The 15,372-nt window shown below is 32.9% G+C and carries 18 protein-coding genes; 16 read left to right on the top strand and 2 right to left on the bottom strand.

What is annotated here, in order from left to right:
- Positions 1-218 precede the first annotated feature (218 nt).
- From infA to flgE, 16 genes are all read left to right on the top strand, one after another.
- Positions 219-437, top strand: a complete 219-nt coding sequence (gene infA / locus ACOTVC_RS04105; protein ID WP_012660842.1) for a translation initiation factor IF-1 — start codon at positions 219-221, stop codon at positions 435-437.
- A 174-nt stretch (positions 438-611) separates the two neighbouring features.
- Positions 612-725 carry a 50S ribosomal protein L36 gene (gene rpmJ / locus ACOTVC_RS04100; RefSeq protein ID WP_002781429.1) on the top strand — a complete coding sequence of 38 codons (114 nt, stop codon included), beginning with the start codon at positions 612-614 and terminating at the stop codon, positions 723-725.
- Positions 726-728: 3 nt separating this feature from the next.
- On the top strand, positions 729-1,094 hold the full coding sequence (gene rpsM, locus ACOTVC_RS04095; RefSeq protein ID WP_012660843.1) for a 30S ribosomal protein S13: 366 nt from the start codon (positions 729-731) through the stop codon (positions 1,092-1,094).
- Positions 1,095-1,103: 9 nt separating this feature from the next.
- Positions 1,104-1,496 (top strand): 30S ribosomal protein S11, encoded by a 393-nt coding sequence (rpsK, locus tag ACOTVC_RS04090; RefSeq protein WP_012660844.1) that lies wholly within the window; start codon positions 1,104-1,106, stop codon positions 1,494-1,496.
- 30 nt (positions 1,497-1,526) lie between these two features.
- Complete coding sequence (gene rpsD / locus ACOTVC_RS04085) at positions 1,527-2,153, top strand: 30S ribosomal protein S4 (protein WP_039617184.1); 627 nt, start codon at positions 1,527-1,529, stop codon at positions 2,151-2,153.
- A gap of 14 nt (positions 2,154-2,167) precedes the next feature.
- Positions 2,168-3,181, top strand: coding sequence for a DNA-directed RNA polymerase subunit alpha (locus ACOTVC_RS04080; protein ID WP_039627711.1), 1,014 nt, complete (start codon positions 2,168-2,170; stop codon positions 3,179-3,181).
- Positions 3,182-3,184: 3 nt separating this feature from the next.
- Entirely contained in the window at positions 3,185-3,538 is a 354-nt protein-coding gene (gene rplQ, locus ACOTVC_RS04075; RefSeq protein ID WP_012660847.1) for a 50S ribosomal protein L17, read from the top strand.
- Between the two features lie 115 nt (positions 3,539-3,653).
- Entirely contained in the window at positions 3,654-4,553 is a 900-nt protein-coding gene (gene hisG / locus ACOTVC_RS04070; RefSeq protein ID WP_039617188.1) for an ATP phosphoribosyltransferase, read from the top strand.
- 9 nt (positions 4,554-4,562) lie between these two features.
- Positions 4,563-5,843, top strand: coding sequence for a histidinol dehydrogenase (gene hisD / locus ACOTVC_RS04065; RefSeq protein WP_421627777.1), 1,281 nt, complete (start codon positions 4,563-4,565; stop codon positions 5,841-5,843).
- Positions 5,840-6,907 (top strand): bifunctional histidinol-phosphatase/imidazoleglycerol-phosphate dehydratase HisB, encoded by a 1,068-nt coding sequence (hisB, locus tag ACOTVC_RS04060; protein WP_421627776.1) that lies wholly within the window; start codon positions 5,840-5,842, stop codon positions 6,905-6,907. The genes hisD and hisB overlap by 4 nt, the downstream gene beginning before the upstream one ends.
- A complete protein-coding gene (hisH, locus tag ACOTVC_RS04055; protein WP_214116018.1) occupies positions 6,904-7,485 on the top strand; it encodes an imidazole glycerol phosphate synthase subunit HisH in 582 nt (193 codons plus the stop codon). Before hisB ends, hisH begins: the two co-directional genes overlap by 4 nt.
- Positions 7,486-7,491: 6 nt before the next feature.
- Complete coding sequence (gene hisA / locus ACOTVC_RS04050; protein ID WP_214116017.1) at positions 7,492-8,223, top strand: 1-(5-phosphoribosyl)-5-[(5-phosphoribosylamino)methylideneamino]imidazole-4-carboxamide isomerase; 732 nt, start codon at positions 7,492-7,494, stop codon at positions 8,221-8,223.
- The gene (locus tag ACOTVC_RS04045) at positions 8,208-9,173 is read left to right on the top strand and encodes an HTH domain-containing protein (RefSeq protein ID WP_047207868.1); all 966 of its coding nucleotides are present in this window, start codon (positions 8,208-8,210) and stop codon (positions 9,171-9,173) included. Before hisA ends, ACOTVC_RS04045 begins: the two co-directional genes overlap by 16 nt.
- A complete protein-coding gene (hisF, locus tag ACOTVC_RS04040; RefSeq protein ID WP_214116016.1) occupies positions 9,174-9,941 on the top strand; it encodes an imidazole glycerol phosphate synthase subunit HisF in 768 nt (255 codons plus the stop codon).
- A gap of 11 nt (positions 9,942-9,952) precedes the next feature.
- On the top strand, positions 9,953-10,579 hold the full coding sequence (gene hisIE, locus ACOTVC_RS04035; protein WP_421627774.1) for a bifunctional phosphoribosyl-AMP cyclohydrolase/phosphoribosyl-ATP diphosphatase HisIE: 627 nt from the start codon (positions 9,953-9,955) through the stop codon (positions 10,577-10,579).
- A 223-nt stretch (positions 10,580-10,802) separates the two neighbouring features.
- Positions 10,803-13,178 carry a flagellar hook protein FlgE gene (flgE, locus tag ACOTVC_RS04030; RefSeq protein ID WP_214116011.1) on the top strand — a complete coding sequence of 792 codons (2,376 nt, stop codon included), beginning with the start codon at positions 10,803-10,805 and terminating at the stop codon, positions 13,176-13,178.
- A gap of 167 nt (positions 13,179-13,345) precedes the next feature.
- Here the strand turns inward: flgE and ACOTVC_RS04025 are convergent, their stop codons facing one another.
- Positions 13,346-13,927 (bottom strand): zeta toxin family protein, encoded by a 582-nt coding sequence (locus ACOTVC_RS04025; protein WP_421627772.1) that lies wholly within the window; start codon positions 13,925-13,927, stop codon positions 13,346-13,348.
- 128 nt (positions 13,928-14,055) lie between these two features.
- Positions 14,056-15,297, bottom strand: a complete 1,242-nt coding sequence (locus ACOTVC_RS04020; RefSeq protein WP_421627771.1) for a multidrug effflux MFS transporter — start codon at positions 15,295-15,297, stop codon at positions 14,056-14,058.
- Positions 15,298-15,372 lie beyond the last annotated feature (75 nt).

Below are 15,372 nucleotides of genomic sequence, written 5' to 3'. Positions count from 1 at the left end.
TAAAAAAGATAAAAATTATAAAGTCATAAAAAATTCTAAGATCCTGTATATTAAAGAATATAAGAAAATATTTTATAATCACTTTTTAACTTTATTGACATTTGAATACTTTACTTTTTGTGGTGATTTTTGTAGTATATAGTAAAAAATATTAAAAATTTAAAAAGAAAATTGTGTTAAAATAATAGTTTTGTATTTTATATAGAAAGGAGAATGCATTGGCAAAAGATGATATTATCGAAATTGATGGTAATGTAATTGAAGCTTTACCTAATGCAACTTTCAAAGTTGAATTAGATAATAAACATGTGATACTTTGTCATATTGCAGGTAAAATGCGTATGCATTATATTAGGATTATGCCTGGTGATAGAGTTAAAGTAGAGCTAACGCCTTATAGTCTTGATAAGGGTCGTATTACATTTAGATACAAATAAGTCTAAGTTGTTTAAAAGCAAAAGTAAAGTATAATTAGCACTTTTGCAGAAATTGCAATAAAACTGTATGAAGAAGTATTTTCAAAATCACCACTTATTTTGAAAATAGTTGGTTGCTCTAAAAACCTGGTGCAGTTGTAAAAAAAGTGGAATTTACAATAATAGGAGTAAAGCATGAAAGTTAGACCATCTGTTAAAAAGATGTGTGACAAATGCAAAGTAGTTCGTCGTAAAGGCGTAGTTCGCATTATTTGCGAAAATCCAAAACACAAACAAAGACAAGGATAATTTATGGCTCGTATTGCAGGTGTGGATTTACCAAAGAAAAAAAGAATTGAATATGGCTTGACTTATATTTATGGTATAGGTTTGCATACTTCAAGAAAAATCTTAGATAAAACAGGAATTTCTTATGATAAAAGAGTTCATGAGCTAAGTGAAGATGAAGCAGCAGCTATCCGTAAAGAAATTCAAGAAAACTACATGGTTGAGGGTGATCTTAGAAAACAAGTTGCTATGGATATCAAAGCATTGATGGATCTAGGAAGCTTTAGAGGCTTAAGACATAGAAAAGGCTTACCAGTTCGTGGTCAAAAAACAAAAACAAATGCCAGAACTAGAAAAGGTAAGAGAAAAACCGTTGGTGCAAAATCATAAGGATAGAAAATGGCAAAAAGAAAAGTAGTTAAGAAAAAAGTAGTTAAAAAAAATATAGCTAAAGGTATAGTTTATATCAGTGCAACATTTAATAATACTATGGTTACTGTAACTGATGAAATGGGAAATGCTATCGCTTGGAGTAGTGCAGGTGGTTTAGGATTTAAAGGTTCTAAAAAATCAACTCCTTATGCAGCACAACAAGCAGTAGAAGACGCTTTAAATAAAGCAAAAGAGCATGGCATTAAAGAAGTAGGTATTAAAGTACAAGGACCAGGAAGTGGTCGTGAGACAGCGGTTAAGAGTGTAGGTGCTATGGAAGGTATTAAAGTAACTTTCTTAAAAGATATTACCCCATTAGCTCATAATGGTTGTAGACCACCAAAACGTCGTCGTGTCTAAGAATAAGATATAAGATTTAGGAGAATTATAATGGCAAGATATAGAGGACCAGTAGAGAAATTAGAAAGACGACTTGGCGTAAGTTTGGCAATGAAAGGCGAAAGAAGATTAGCAGGTAAAAGCGCTTTAGATAAACGCCCTTACGCACCAGGTCAGCATGGACAAAGAAAAGCTAAAATCAGCGAATACGGACTTCAATTAAGAGAAAAACAAAAAGCTAAATTTATGTATGGTGTTAGTGAAAAACAATTTAGAAGATTATTTAGTGAAGCTGCTAGAAAAGATGGCAACACCGGTGCACTTTTAATTCAGCTTTTAGAACAAAGACTTGATAATGTTGTTTATAGAATGGGTTTTGCTACAACACGTCGTTTTGCTAGACAACTTGTAACTCATGGACATATTTTAGTAAATGGTAAAAGAGTGGATATTCCTAGTTATAGAGTAGAAGCAGGCCAGAAAATTGAAGTGATTGAAAAAAGCAAAAACAATCCTCAAATTTCAAGAGCGATCGAACTTACTGCTCAAACTGGTATAGTTGCTTGGGTTGATGTAGAAAAAGATAAAAGATTTGGAATTTTTACAAGAAAACCTGAAAGAGAAGAAGTTATCATTCCAGTTGAGGAAAGATATATCGTTGAGTTGTACTCTAAATAATAAAGGTTTTTGATATGAGACATATTACAACTTCTGCTTATACACCAACAGAGTTTAGTATTGAAAATATCAGTGATACAGTAGCAAAAGTAAGTGCATGGCCTTTTGAAATCGGCTATGCTATTACTTTGGCGCATCCTTTGCGTCGTTTGCTTTATTCAAGCACAGTAGGTTTTGCTCCAACAGGAGTTAAAATCAAAGGCGTAGCACATGAATTTGATAGTATGCGTGGTATGCTTGAAGATGTAGCATTGTTTATTATCAATCTAAAAAAATTAAGATTTAAACTAAAAACAGATTCTGAAAAAGAAATCGTAACCTTTAGTTTTAAAGGACCAAAAGAAATTTGCGGAAAAGACTTAGACAATGAAGTTGTTGAAGTTGTGAATGCAGATAGCTATCTTGCAACGATTAATGAAGATGCGGATTTAGAATTTACTTTAATCATTGAAAAAGGTATAGGTTATGTGCCTTCTGAAGAAATTCAAAATTTCTTAGATCCTGAATTTATAGCACTTGATGCATTCTTTACTCCGGTAAAACATGCGGTTTATGATATAGAAAAAGTGCTTTTTGAAGATAATCCAGATTATGAAAAAGTTGTTTTTACAATCACAACCGATGGTCAAATTTCACCAAGTGATGCTTTTAAAAATGCTTTAGAAGCAATGTATAAACAATTATCGGTGTTTGATAAAATCACTAATGCACAAAGCGTTGTAAGAAGTCAAACACCAAATAATGAAGTAGAACATGTAAAATTACTTCAAAATATAACTGAGTTAAATTTAAGTGCAAGAAGTTTTAACTGCTTAGAAAAAGCAAATGTGGTTTATATCGGTGAGCTTGCTTTAATGAGTGTTAGTGAACTTGCAGATTTAAAAAATCTTGGTAAAAAATCTTTAGATGAGATTAAAAGCGTAATGGAATCTATAGGTTTCCCTATAGGAAATTCAAAACTCAGTGATAGTGCAAAAGAAACGCTAAAGAAAAAAATTACAGAATTAAAAGCACAAAATGAAGGATAATCAATGAGACATAGACATGGATATAGAAAGTTAGGTCGCACTTCTACTCATCGTGCAGCCTTATTAAAAAACCTTACCATTGCTATTATTAAAGCAGGTAAAATAGAAACAACATTACCTAAAGCAAAAGAATTAAGAGGTTATGTTGAAAGATTGATCACTCGTGCAAGAAAAGGTGATTTCAATGCTCACAGAGCAGTTTTTGCTAGCTTACAAGATAAAGAGGCTACAAACAAACTTGTAACAGAAATCGCACCTAAATTTGCAGATAGAAACGGTGGTTATACAAGAATTATTAAAACAAGAATTCGCCGTGGCGATGCTGCAGAAATGGCTTTCATCGAATTCGTAGCTTAATTTTTAGCCTTTTTAAAGGCTAAAACTTCTTATTTTTATTTATTTACTTACTATTTTTTGTATTTTTATCCATTTTTTGCTACTATTAATCTTTTAACTACAAAAAAGGAAAAAAATGCAAGAAAATTCAAGATTACGCATAGCTATACAAAAATCAGGTCGTTTAAGCAAAGATTCTATTGCCTTGCTTGAGTCTATAGGTGTAAAACTTCGCATACACGATCAAAGCTTGATTGCTTTTTCTACAAATCTACCTATTGATTTACTTAGAGTAAGAGATGATGATATACCAGGATTAATTTTTGATGGAGTGGTAGATCTTGGTATAGTTGGAGAAAATGTTTTAGAAGAAAATGAGTTAGAAAGAAAATCAAAAAACGAAAATGCAGATTTTATCATGCTTAAAAAGCTTGATTTTGGTGGGTGTCGTTTGTCTTTAGCATTGCCAGAAAATAGCGAGTATAAAGGTATAGAAAGTTTTAAAAATTTACGCATAGCAACTTCTTATCCACAGCTTTTAAAGCGCTTTATGGAAGAAAATAACATTCCTTATAAAACTTGTATGCTAACAGGCTCAGTTGAAGTAGCACCAAGTGCAAATTTAGCTGATGGAATTTGTGATTTAGTTTCAAGTGGTGCTACTTTAAAAGCAAATGGACTTAAAGAAGTTATGGTAATTTATAAGTCAAAAGCTTGTATTATCCAAAGAAAAGAAAGTTTAGCTCCACACAAACAAGAATTAATCGATAAATTACTCATTAGAATTCATGGAGTTATGCAAGCAAGAGAGTCAAAATACATCATGTTGCATGCTCCTATTGAAAAGCTAGAAAAAATTACAGCTTTATTACCAGGTGTTGAAAAACCTACGATTTTACCTTTAGAAAATGATAAAGCTAGAGTGGCATTACATATGGTAAGTCAAGAAAATTTATTTTGGGAAACTATGGAAGCTTTGAAAAAAGAAGGTGCAAGTGCGATTTTAGTTTTACCTATTGAAAAAATGCTCTCTTAAAGGATAAAAATGCAAATACTTGATTTTGAAAAATTAAACCAAAGCGAACAAGAATTAGCACTCAAGCGTCCTGCTATAAGCGCTAATGCACAGGTTAAAACCATAGTAGAACAAATCATTGAAGATGTTAAGATAAATGGCGATGCAGCTTTAAAACAAATGGCTATAAAATTTGATAAAGTAGAGTTAAATTCCATCAAACTAAGTGATGAAGAGCTTAGTAATTTAGCAGAGCAAATTGATGATGAGTTAAAACAAGCTATCAAAATAGCTTATGAAAATATCTATAAATTCCACAAAGCTCAAGAAAGCCAAACTATAGAGGTTCAAACCTTTGAAGGAGTAACTTGTAAGGTGTTAACAAGAGCCATTGAAAAAGTAGGGCTTTATATACCAGGAGGCTTAGCACCGCTTTTTTCAACTGCACTCATGCTAGCTATCCCTGCTAAAATTGCAAAATGCAAATTCATAGCCTTAGCTTCCCCAGCACCATTGCACCCTGCCATTGCTTTTGTGGCAAAACTTTGCGAAGTTGATGCAGTGTATCAAATAGGTGGAGCAGGAGCCATAGCAGCGCTTGCTTATGGAACGCAAAGTGTGCAAAAAGTAGATAAAATTTTTGGCCCAGGAAATGCCTTTGTAACTGAAGCCAAAAAGCAAGTTAATAATCATGGAGTAGCTATTGATATGCAAGCAGGCCCTTCTGAAGTGTTAGTTTTAGCAGATGAGTTTGCTAATGCTAAATTTATAGCTTCAGATTTACTCTCGCAAGCTGAGCATGGAGCAGATTCTCAAGCGATTTTAGTTTGCACAAGTGAAAAACTAGCCAAAGAAGTAGATAGTGAAGTTGCTTTACAGCTTGAAAAATTCTCGCGTAAAGAAATTGCTTCAAAATCTTTAGCGCACTCTAAAATCATTCTTGCAAAAGATATAAAACATGCTATAAGTATTTCAAATGACTATGCACCCGAGCATTTGATCATTCATACACAAAATCCATCTAGCTTGCTTGATGATATTATGCATGCAGGTTCGGTATTTTTAGGTGAGTATTCTCCAGAATCTATGGGAGATTATGCAAGTGGGACAAATCATGTATTACCAACTTATGGTTTTACTAAGTCTTATTCTTCATTAGGGCTTGCTGATTTTATGAAAAGAATGACTGTACAAGAACTTAGCAAAGAAGGCTTTAAAAAACTTGGGCCTGTTGTGGAAATTTTATCAGCAGCTGAAGGGCTTGATGGGCATAAAAATGCCGTGAGTTTAAGATTAGAAAGTCTAAAATGAGTGCAAAAATTTTATTTATCGATAGAGATGGCACACTCATTGATGAGCCAAAAGATGATTTTCAAATTGACTCTTTAGAAAAACTTGAGTTCGAAAAAGGTGCCATCAATGCACTTTTAAAGTTAAAAAATTTTGGTTTTAAATTTGTTATGGTGAGTAATCAAGATGGTTTAGGCACAAATTCTTTTCCTAAGGAAAATTTTGACAAGGCTCATGAAAAAATGCTAAGTGTTTTTCAAAGTTGTGGCATAGAATTTGAAGATATTTTTATATGTCCACATTTTGAGCATGAAAATTGCACCTGTAGGAAGCCAAAAACTGCCATGCTTGAAAACTATATCAAAAATAGACTTTATGATAAAAATAAAAGTTTTGTTATAGGCGATAGAGACAGCGATATGCTTTTGGCACAAAATCTTGAAATTCAAGGTTTAAAATATGACAAAAACGACTTTAACTGGGAACAAATTGCTGATTTTATTTTGCAAAATTACCGCAGTGCCTGCATAGAGCGTAATACCAAAGAAACTCAAATTCAAGTTAAAATAGCTTTTAATGAAAAAGCAAAAGCTGATATAAAAACAAATATCGCATTTTTTGATCATATGTTAGAGCAAATTACTACACATGCAAATATATCTTTAGAGGTAAAATGCAAAGGGGATTTAGAAGTTGATGAGCATCACAGCGTAGAAGATGTCGCACTTGCTTTGGGCGAGGCTATCAAAAGCGCACTTGATCAAAAAATAGGCATTGCAAGATATGGTTTTGTTTTGCCTATGGACGAGTGCTTGGCAAGTTGTGCGATTGACTTTTGTAATAGACCGCATTTAGTTTATAAGGCTAAGTTTAAAAAAGAAAAACTTGGAGAATTAAGCACAGAAATGATAGAGCATTTTTTCTACTCACTAAGCTATGCTATGGGTGCGAGTTTGCATTTAAAAGTTAAAGGCAAAAATGATCATCACAAGGCCGAAGGACTTTTTAAAGCCTTTGCAAGAGCTTTAAAAATGGCTATAAAAATAGAAAATGAAAACCTAGCAAGCTCAAAAGGAGTGATATGAAACTAGCTATTATAGATACAGGTTGTGCGAATTTAGCTTCTCTTGCTTTTGCACTCGAGCGTTTAGGGCAAAAAAGTATTATCACGCATGATTTAAAAGAACTCTCACAAGCAGATAAGCTTTTGCTTCCTGGGGTTGGCACAGCAGCTAAAGCAATGGCTAATTTACAAGCACTTAATTTAGAAAATTTTATCCAAACTACTACAAAACCACTTTTAGGTATTTGTCTTGGTATGCAAATTCTGGGTAACTTTTCAGAAGAATTACACCAAAAAACACTTGGCATTATGCCTTTTGATACACAAAAATTCCAAGAAAAAGCAAATTTTACTTTCCCGCATATGGGGTGGAATCAAGTCTTTAGCTCACATGAGCTTTTTAAAGGCTTAGATGGAGCTTATTTTTATTTTGTGCATAGTTATTGTGTGAGTTTAAATGAATACACCATCGCAGAGTGTGAGTATTCTACTAAATTTAGTGCAAGTTTAAACAAAGGCAATTTTTATGGCGTGCAGTTTCACCCTGAAAGAAGCGGCGAAGCGGGTGAAGTATTATTAAAAAATTTCATAAATATGTAGGTAAAAATGCAAACTCAAATCATTCCGGCATTAGACTTAATAGATGGCAAAGTGGTAAGGCTTTATAAAGGAGATTATACTAAAAAGCAAGAATACAGCTTTGATCCTTTAGCTAAATTTCAAGAGTATGAGGCTCAAGGCATTGCTTGGCTTCATTTGGTGGATTTAAGCGGTGCAAAAGATCCTAGTAAAAGACAACTAAAACTCATAGAAAACCTAGCTTCTAAAATCAAAGTAAATCTTCAAGTAGGTGGAGGAATTCGTACTAAAGATGAGGTTAAAGCTTTGTTTGATAGTGGTGTTAAACGCGTAGTTATAGGCTCCTTAGCGGTTAAAAACAAAGCCTTTACACAAGAGCTTTTGAGTGAATTTGGTGTAGAAAGTATAGTCTTAGCGCTTGATAGTGTTTGCGTTAAAGATGAGTTTTTTGTGGCTGTTGATGCATGGAGTAAAACAAGCGATGAAAAATTATTTGAGCTTTTAAATTTTTACAAAAATGTAAAGCACATTTTATGCACAGATATTTCTAAAGATGGCACGATGAGTGGAGCAAATATCACTTTATATAAAACTTTGCATGAGAAATTCCCACATTTACAAACCCAAGCAAGTGGAGGTGTGGCAAGCTTGGAAGATTTTAAAAAGTTAAATGGCATAGTAAGTGGTATCATCGTAGGTAAAGCCTTGCTTGATAAAGAATTTAGTATAAAGGAGGCAATGAGATGTCTAATAAACTAACTTATAAGGATTTGATTTTAGAAGTTTTAAAACATGCTAAAAAACCTTTAGGAGTAAATGAAATTTGGAAAGAAGCTTGTGATAAAGGCTTAGATAAAAAGCTTCCTAGTGTAGGACAAACACCTATAGCTACATTGGGCGCTAGAATTTATGTGGATATAAAAGAATTTCAAGAAAATTCTCTATTTATTAAAATAACAAAAAAACCTACTACATTTTGGTTAAGAGAAAGACAAAATGAGCTTTTGAATATTGATTTTTCAAATCAAACTGAAAAAGACTTAGAAAAACAAGAAAAAAACAAATTTTATGAAAGAGATTTGCATCCTTTACTTGTAAAATACTTATATGAAAATTCTGATTTTAGATTAAATTGCAAAACAATCTACCATGAAAAAAGTAAAAAAAGCGAAAGCGGTAAAGATAAATGGAACTATCCTGATGTAGTGGGGGTATATTTTCCCTATGATGATTATCAAAAAGAAACATTAGGACTTTTGGAAGGTCTTAAACAAAACAGCTATAAAATATTTTCTTTTGAACTTAAAATAGGTATTAATTTTTCAAATTTAAAAGAATATTATTTTCAAGCTGTTAGTAATTCTAGTTGGGCAAATGAGGGTTACTTGGTAGTATTAAAAGAAATCGATAGCGAGGTTTTAAGTGAACTTAGAAGGCTTAATCAAAGTTTTGGTATAGGTGTGATAAAGCTTGATAGTGAAGATATTTTAAATTCAAAAATTCTTCTTAATGCAAAAGAAAAAGAACTAGATATACAAACCATAGATATGCTTGTAGAAAAAAATGAAAATTTCAAAGATTTTATTGATGATATTAATAAACAAATAAAAGTTGGGGTAGAGGTAAAAATTCATGCAAAATTTGATGAGGTTAAGAATGATGATCAAATGCAAAAATATCTTAAAGAAAAGTGTATTTTGGAGAAATAAATGCTTGCAAAACGCATAATCGCATGTTTAGATGTAAAAGATGGTAGAGTAGTTAAAGGGGTGCAGTTTAAAAACCATGAAGATATGGGCGATATCATCGAGCTTGCTAAATTTTACTCACAAAATGGCATTGATGAGCTAGTATTTTATGATATAACTGCTTCAGCTAAAAATGAGCGCATTGATAGAACTTGGGTAAGCAAGGTAGCACAAAATATCTCTATACCATTTTGCGTTGCAGGAGGTATAAAAAGTGAAGATGACGCAAAAGAGCTTTTAGCAAATGGTGCTGATAAAATTTCTATTAATTCCCCTGCTTTAAATGATCCTGATTTAATCTCACGCCTTGCAAAAAGCTTTGGAGTGCAATGTGTAGTCGTAGGTATAGATACTTTTAAAGATGAAAACAACGAGCTTTTAGTCTATAAATACACTGGAGATGAGAGTAAATCTCATCATAGTGGTAAAAAAACACTAGAATGGATAAAGCAAGTATGTGAGCTAGGAGCGGGTGAAATCGTACTAAACATGATGAATCAAGATGGCATGAGAAAGGGTTATGATCTTGATCAGCTTGCTAAAGTTAGACAAATTTGTCCTGTGCCTTTAGTAGCAAGTGGGGGTGCAGGAGCTAAAGAGCATTTTTTAGACGCTTTTAAACTTGGTATTGATGGAGCTTTGGCAGCTTCTGTGTTTCATAAAAAACTTATAGATATTAAAGAATTAAAACTATTTTTAAAAGATCAAGGTATACAAATTCGCATTTAAAAGGAAAAGCTATGAAGATAAATGAAGAAGAATTTATAAAAAGTATTAGTTGGCAAAAGGTTAATAACCTTGTTCCTGTGATCATACAAGATTATCAAACTTGTGAAGTTTTAATGCAGGGCTTTATGAATGAAGAGGCATTAAGAGAAAGCTTCAAACACCAAAAAGTTGTGTTTTATTCACGCACTAAAGAGCGTTTGTGGATGAAAGGTGAGCAAAGTGGGAATTTTTTACATATTATAGATATGGGACTTGATTGCGATAGAGATTGTATTTTGATTTTAGTTAAACCTAGCGGAGCTACTTGTCACACGGGTGATACTTCTTGTTTTGAACAAACTTCCAAAAAAGCTGATTTTGTATTTTTATCGCGTCTTGAAAAGCTGATTAATTCACGTAAAAATACTTGCGCAAGTTCTTCTTACACAGCTGAGCTTTTTTCAAAAGGCACTAAACGCATAGCGCAAAAAGTAGGTGAAGAAGGAGTTGAAACGGCTTTAGCTGCTACTGTTAAAGACAAAGATGAGCTGATAAATGAAGCAGCTGATTTACTTTATCATTTAGAAGTGTTATTAGCTGATGCGGATTTGAGTTTAAATGATGTGATTGCTAAATTAAAAGAAAGAAATAAAAGTTAAGCGTGATTTCTCACGCTTAATTAAGCAATATTTTTGAAAAGATTCACTGACTATATCGAGTAATTTTAAAAAAACTTTACACATTAAAACCTAATTTTTAATTTATTTTCTATTTTTTAATTTCATTTTATTTGTATTTTTGGAACACTTATTGCTTTATCTTAGCTAAGCAATAGAAGATTGTGAGATATTCACAAAGCAATATTTTTTAAAGGATTTAATTATGATGAGATCTCTTTGGGCTGGGGTTTCAGGACTCCAAGCACACCAATACGCAATGGATGTAGAAGGTAACAATATAGCCAATGTTAATACATTTGGTTTTAAGTATTCTCGTGCGGATTTCTCAACGCTTATGAGTCAAACTTCTAAGATAGCTACAGCTCCAGATGGCAACCTAGGTGGTAAAAACCCTATGCAAGTTGGGCTTGGTTCAGGTGTAAATTCTACTACTAGAATTCACTCTCAAGGTAATATCCAAACTACAGATAAAAATACCGATATGGCTATTAACGGAGATGGTTTTTTCATCGTTTCAAATGATGGTGGTACTACTCAGTATTATACCCGTGCAGGGGATTTTAAAACGGATGCAGTAGGAAATTTCGTAGATAATAACGGCTATACTGTTCAAGGTTGGAATTATAATCAAGAAACAGGTCAAATTGACTCTTCAACTTCAGTAGGTGATATCGTGATCCCACCTGGTATGAGTATGCCTGCTAGACCAAGCTCTTCAGTAAAACTTACAGCGAATTTAGATAGTGGCAACACTTTAGGTGCTAATGCTTCCGCAAAAAGACCTATTTATGCACTAGATTCTACTCATGGTAGAAGAGATGATACAGGAACAGCGATAGATGAAAATGATACTGGCCATACTGAGTTTTATACCACTTCAAAAAGTGGAGCCCAAGTAACCGAAAAAGGTATAGATATGGGTGTAGTATTTAACGCTCAAGGTGAGGGTTTGAATTTAAGAGATGGACAAGGTATATGGGTAAGTTACAAAGAAGCAAAATGGACAAGCGATAAAGCATTTAATACAGATTTACCTGTAGATCAAAATAATTTTCAACCAAATACAGACTATACTTTTTGGGGCTTTACAGATACAAATGGAAATCAACAACCTGCAACTTTAGATATAGTTATCAATGGGGTGCAAATAACTGCAACAGGTGTTGGTAAAGATACTTTTTTAAATGCTATCAATGCTAAGACAGCAGAAACTGGTGTGGTGGCTTCTATAGTAGATGGTAAAATGACTTTTACTAATGATAATAGCACAGGAACTACAGCAAAATCTAAAAATTTAAATATCACTATAGGAGCTAATAATACAGCTGGTGAAACTATTCAAGTTGGTGATACTATTAATGATGCTACCCCTCCGGGACCAGGAAATGCTTTACTTGGAGGAGAAAATGGGCCAATTAGCGTAATCACAGCTCATGAGTACATTTATAGCTCAAATAATGTAGATATTGGCAATAATCCTACAAATGATCCTGACACTTGGCCTGATATGAATGGGCAAAGACTTTTTCATACTACTGAAGATTTAAGAGAGCTTTTACAAAGAGATGCTAGATATGCAGTGGATTATGATGGAAATGGTAAAAGAGAAGCTGTTGATGCAAATGCTGCTGTAGAAGTAGTAGTAGAAAGTGATGGTAGATTCAAAATTACTAATCCTAAAGAACCAAATGCTAAAGATATGACCTTTAAAGTTACAGGCTATTCTAATGAAACTAATAAAATCGCCACTAATGATAAATTCACAGCGATGTTTAGTGCGCTAGATGGAAATTTCAATGCAGGTAATAATGAAAAATATTCTCAAGACATGTATCTTTCAGCTCATACTGCTAGTATAGAAATTTTTGACTCATTAGGTACTAGACATGAGCTAACTGTGCAATTTACCAAACAAGCTAAAACAGCAGATGGTGGAGCTGAATGGTCTATCATCATCTCAGTGCCTGAGCCTGCAGAGATAAATTTTAGTGGTGATGGCGCTCCAGGAAACATAGTAGTAGGAAATTTAAGATTTGGTAATGATGGCTCGCTTCAAAGCTATACGCCAAATGTATTAAATTTCACCGGAAATAACGGCTCAAAACCAGATCAAGTTATAAAACTTGACTTTGGTACAACAGGTGGTTTTGATGGTTTAACAAGCTATGATAAAGACTCAGCTACCACTAAACAAGAAACTGATGGTTACACAGGTGGTAACTTAAAGCCAGATGCATTAAGAACCGATGAAAATGGTTATATTTATGGAGAATTTACAAATGGTAAAACTCTAGCTCTAGCTAAGGTTGCTCTAGCTACTTTTCCAAATAACATGGGTCTTGAAGAAATGGGTAATAACCTTTTCAAAGCAACTGCTAACTCAGGTAGTCCTACTATAGGTCATGCTGGCGAAGGTGGTAGAGGGGGCTTAAAAGGCTCAGCTATAGAAATGTCAAATGTGGATTTAAGTCGTGCATTAACTGAGCTTATCGTAATCCAAAGGGGTTATCAAGCAAACTCAAAAACGATTACCACAAGCGATCAGCTTTTAAATACTTTGCTTCAATTAAAACAATAATTCTAACCCAAGGTTTTAAAAACCTTGGGATCAAGCTTTACAAGGTTATCGAGGTAGCCTTGTAATACTTGATAGCCTTGAAGCCTTCAATCTATTGCTAACTCACTTCTTTCTTGCCTTAAGGAGTGAGTAGCATGATTTGCATATCGACAAGTTAAAATAAAAATTTATAAACTTGGATTTTTAAAATTTATCATTAATGGTTTTAGCCATTTGGTAGTTTCAAATACTTCTAGCTTATTGTTTTTAAATTCTAAGAGTTTTTTATAATTTTGAGTATTGTCAAAAATAGTAATGTGGTTACAGAATTTAGCAACGGTGTTAAAATTTTGTAAAGACTCGTAGTATCTTTTTTCTATAAGTTCTTCTTTTATATCATGCCCGCCTTTAGCCACGCGAATTTTAACTCTTTGCTTTGCCGTACTTGGAGAGTCTAGTCCGATGTAGTAAAGATTTATAGTGTAAGAATTTTTTTGTAGCTTTTTGAATAAAGATAAAATGCTAGTGCCACAAAGTGTGGTTTCTTGGTTAAAATCATAAGCTTTTTTGATATAGTTTTCACGCATTTTAATGACTATCCTTGAAGCTCTAAATTGATCTTCTTGATTTTTCCAGTCGCCAAAGCTACTTACGATTTCATCGATGTTGATTCTAAACCCAAAGTCTTTGTTTTTTTCAAGTTCATTATAATACAAGGTAGTTTTTCCACATCCTTCGGCTCCTGCAAAAATAGTAGCTATTTTTTTCATTAATAAAGCCTTTATTGATTGATGAGAAATTTTAACATAAATTGTTTATAAGTGTTTTGAAAATAAATATAAAGTTTTTTGAAAAAGGTTCGATATAGTCAGTGAATCTTTTCAAAAATATTGCTTAATTAAGCGTGAGAAATCACGCTTAACTTCTTTTTGATTTTATTTAACTTTCTTTTATTAATCAAACTCAGATAAGAAACCAAAGATAAAAATGTACAAGTTCCTAAAATAAGCGATAAAAATATAGGTGTATTAGCATTTAAAAGACTTACTAAAAATGCCATTACTCCTGCCATAGCAAATTGCGCTGCCCCTAAGAGTGCTGAAGCACTGCCTGCATTTTGTTTTGATCTTGCCATAGCTAAAGTGGTGGTATTTGGCAAGATAAAACCCAAACTTGCTATGATTAAACATAAAGGAATTTCAAAAGCCCAAAAACCTAGATCAAAAGTTGCCCCTAAAATGAGTAAAAAGGTTAAAAAGGTAATCATCATAAGCGCTCTTGGTAAAACATAATAAGGCGAGAGTTTAAGAACTATCCTTGCGTTTATATTGGCACATATAACAAAACTTAAAGCATTTGTACCAAAAAGGGCTGCGTATTGTTGAGGACTGAGTTCAAAAACACGAGTAAAAACAAAAGATGAGCCGGTTAAATAAGCAAAAAAACCTGCAAAGATTAAATTCCCACAAAGCAAATACACCACAAAACGACGATCTTTTAAGATTTTTTTGTAACTTTTTGCAACTTCTTTGTGATTGAATTTTTTACCTTGGGTGCTGAGGTTGCTTTCTTTTAGAGCAAAAATAACAAGCATAAATAAAATAAAACCTAAGATAAACAATGTCAAAAATATACTACGCCAAGAAAAAAACTCAAGTAAAATCCCACCAAAAGTAGGGGAAAGCATAGGAGCTAAAGAAGTAAAAACCATCATCAAAGCATAAACTCCTGCTGCTTCTTTAAGCTCAAAAACATCATTTACTATAGCTCTTGCTACAACTACACCCACACAACCTCCTAAGGCTTCAAAAAAACGCAAAGCTATAAAAGCATGAATGGAATCAACTAAAACACAAGCAATACTTGAAGAAATAAAAAGAAAAAGTCCTATATATAAAGGTTTTTTTCTGCCATATACATCACTTAATGGCCCATAAAAAAGCTGACCTAAAGAAAAGGCTATGAAAAAACTTGCAAGAGAAAGTTGAGTGTAAAAAGAATTTGTTTGAAAGCTTTTTTCTACCTCATTTAAAGCAGGCAAATACATATCAGTTGAAAGTGGTGCTATAGCAGATAAAAAGCCTAGTATAAAAATGAGTTTGAGTTTTTCAAAACCTTTTAGTTGAGTGCGTTTTTGCATAAAAAATCCTAAAATATTTTTTATCATTGTATATCAAAAAGTCTAAAATAAACAATAATTTACATTTTTTAAAGG

Origin of the sequence: Campylobacter sp. GB48 (genome assembly GCF_049221845.1) — a bacterium.
In the GTDB taxonomy this organism is placed as follows: domain Bacteria; phylum Campylobacterota; class Campylobacteria; order Campylobacterales; family Campylobacteraceae; genus Campylobacter_D; species Campylobacter_D lari_C.
Note: the sequence above shows the minus strand (reverse complement) of the source record. Positions and strands in the feature narration are given on the sequence as shown.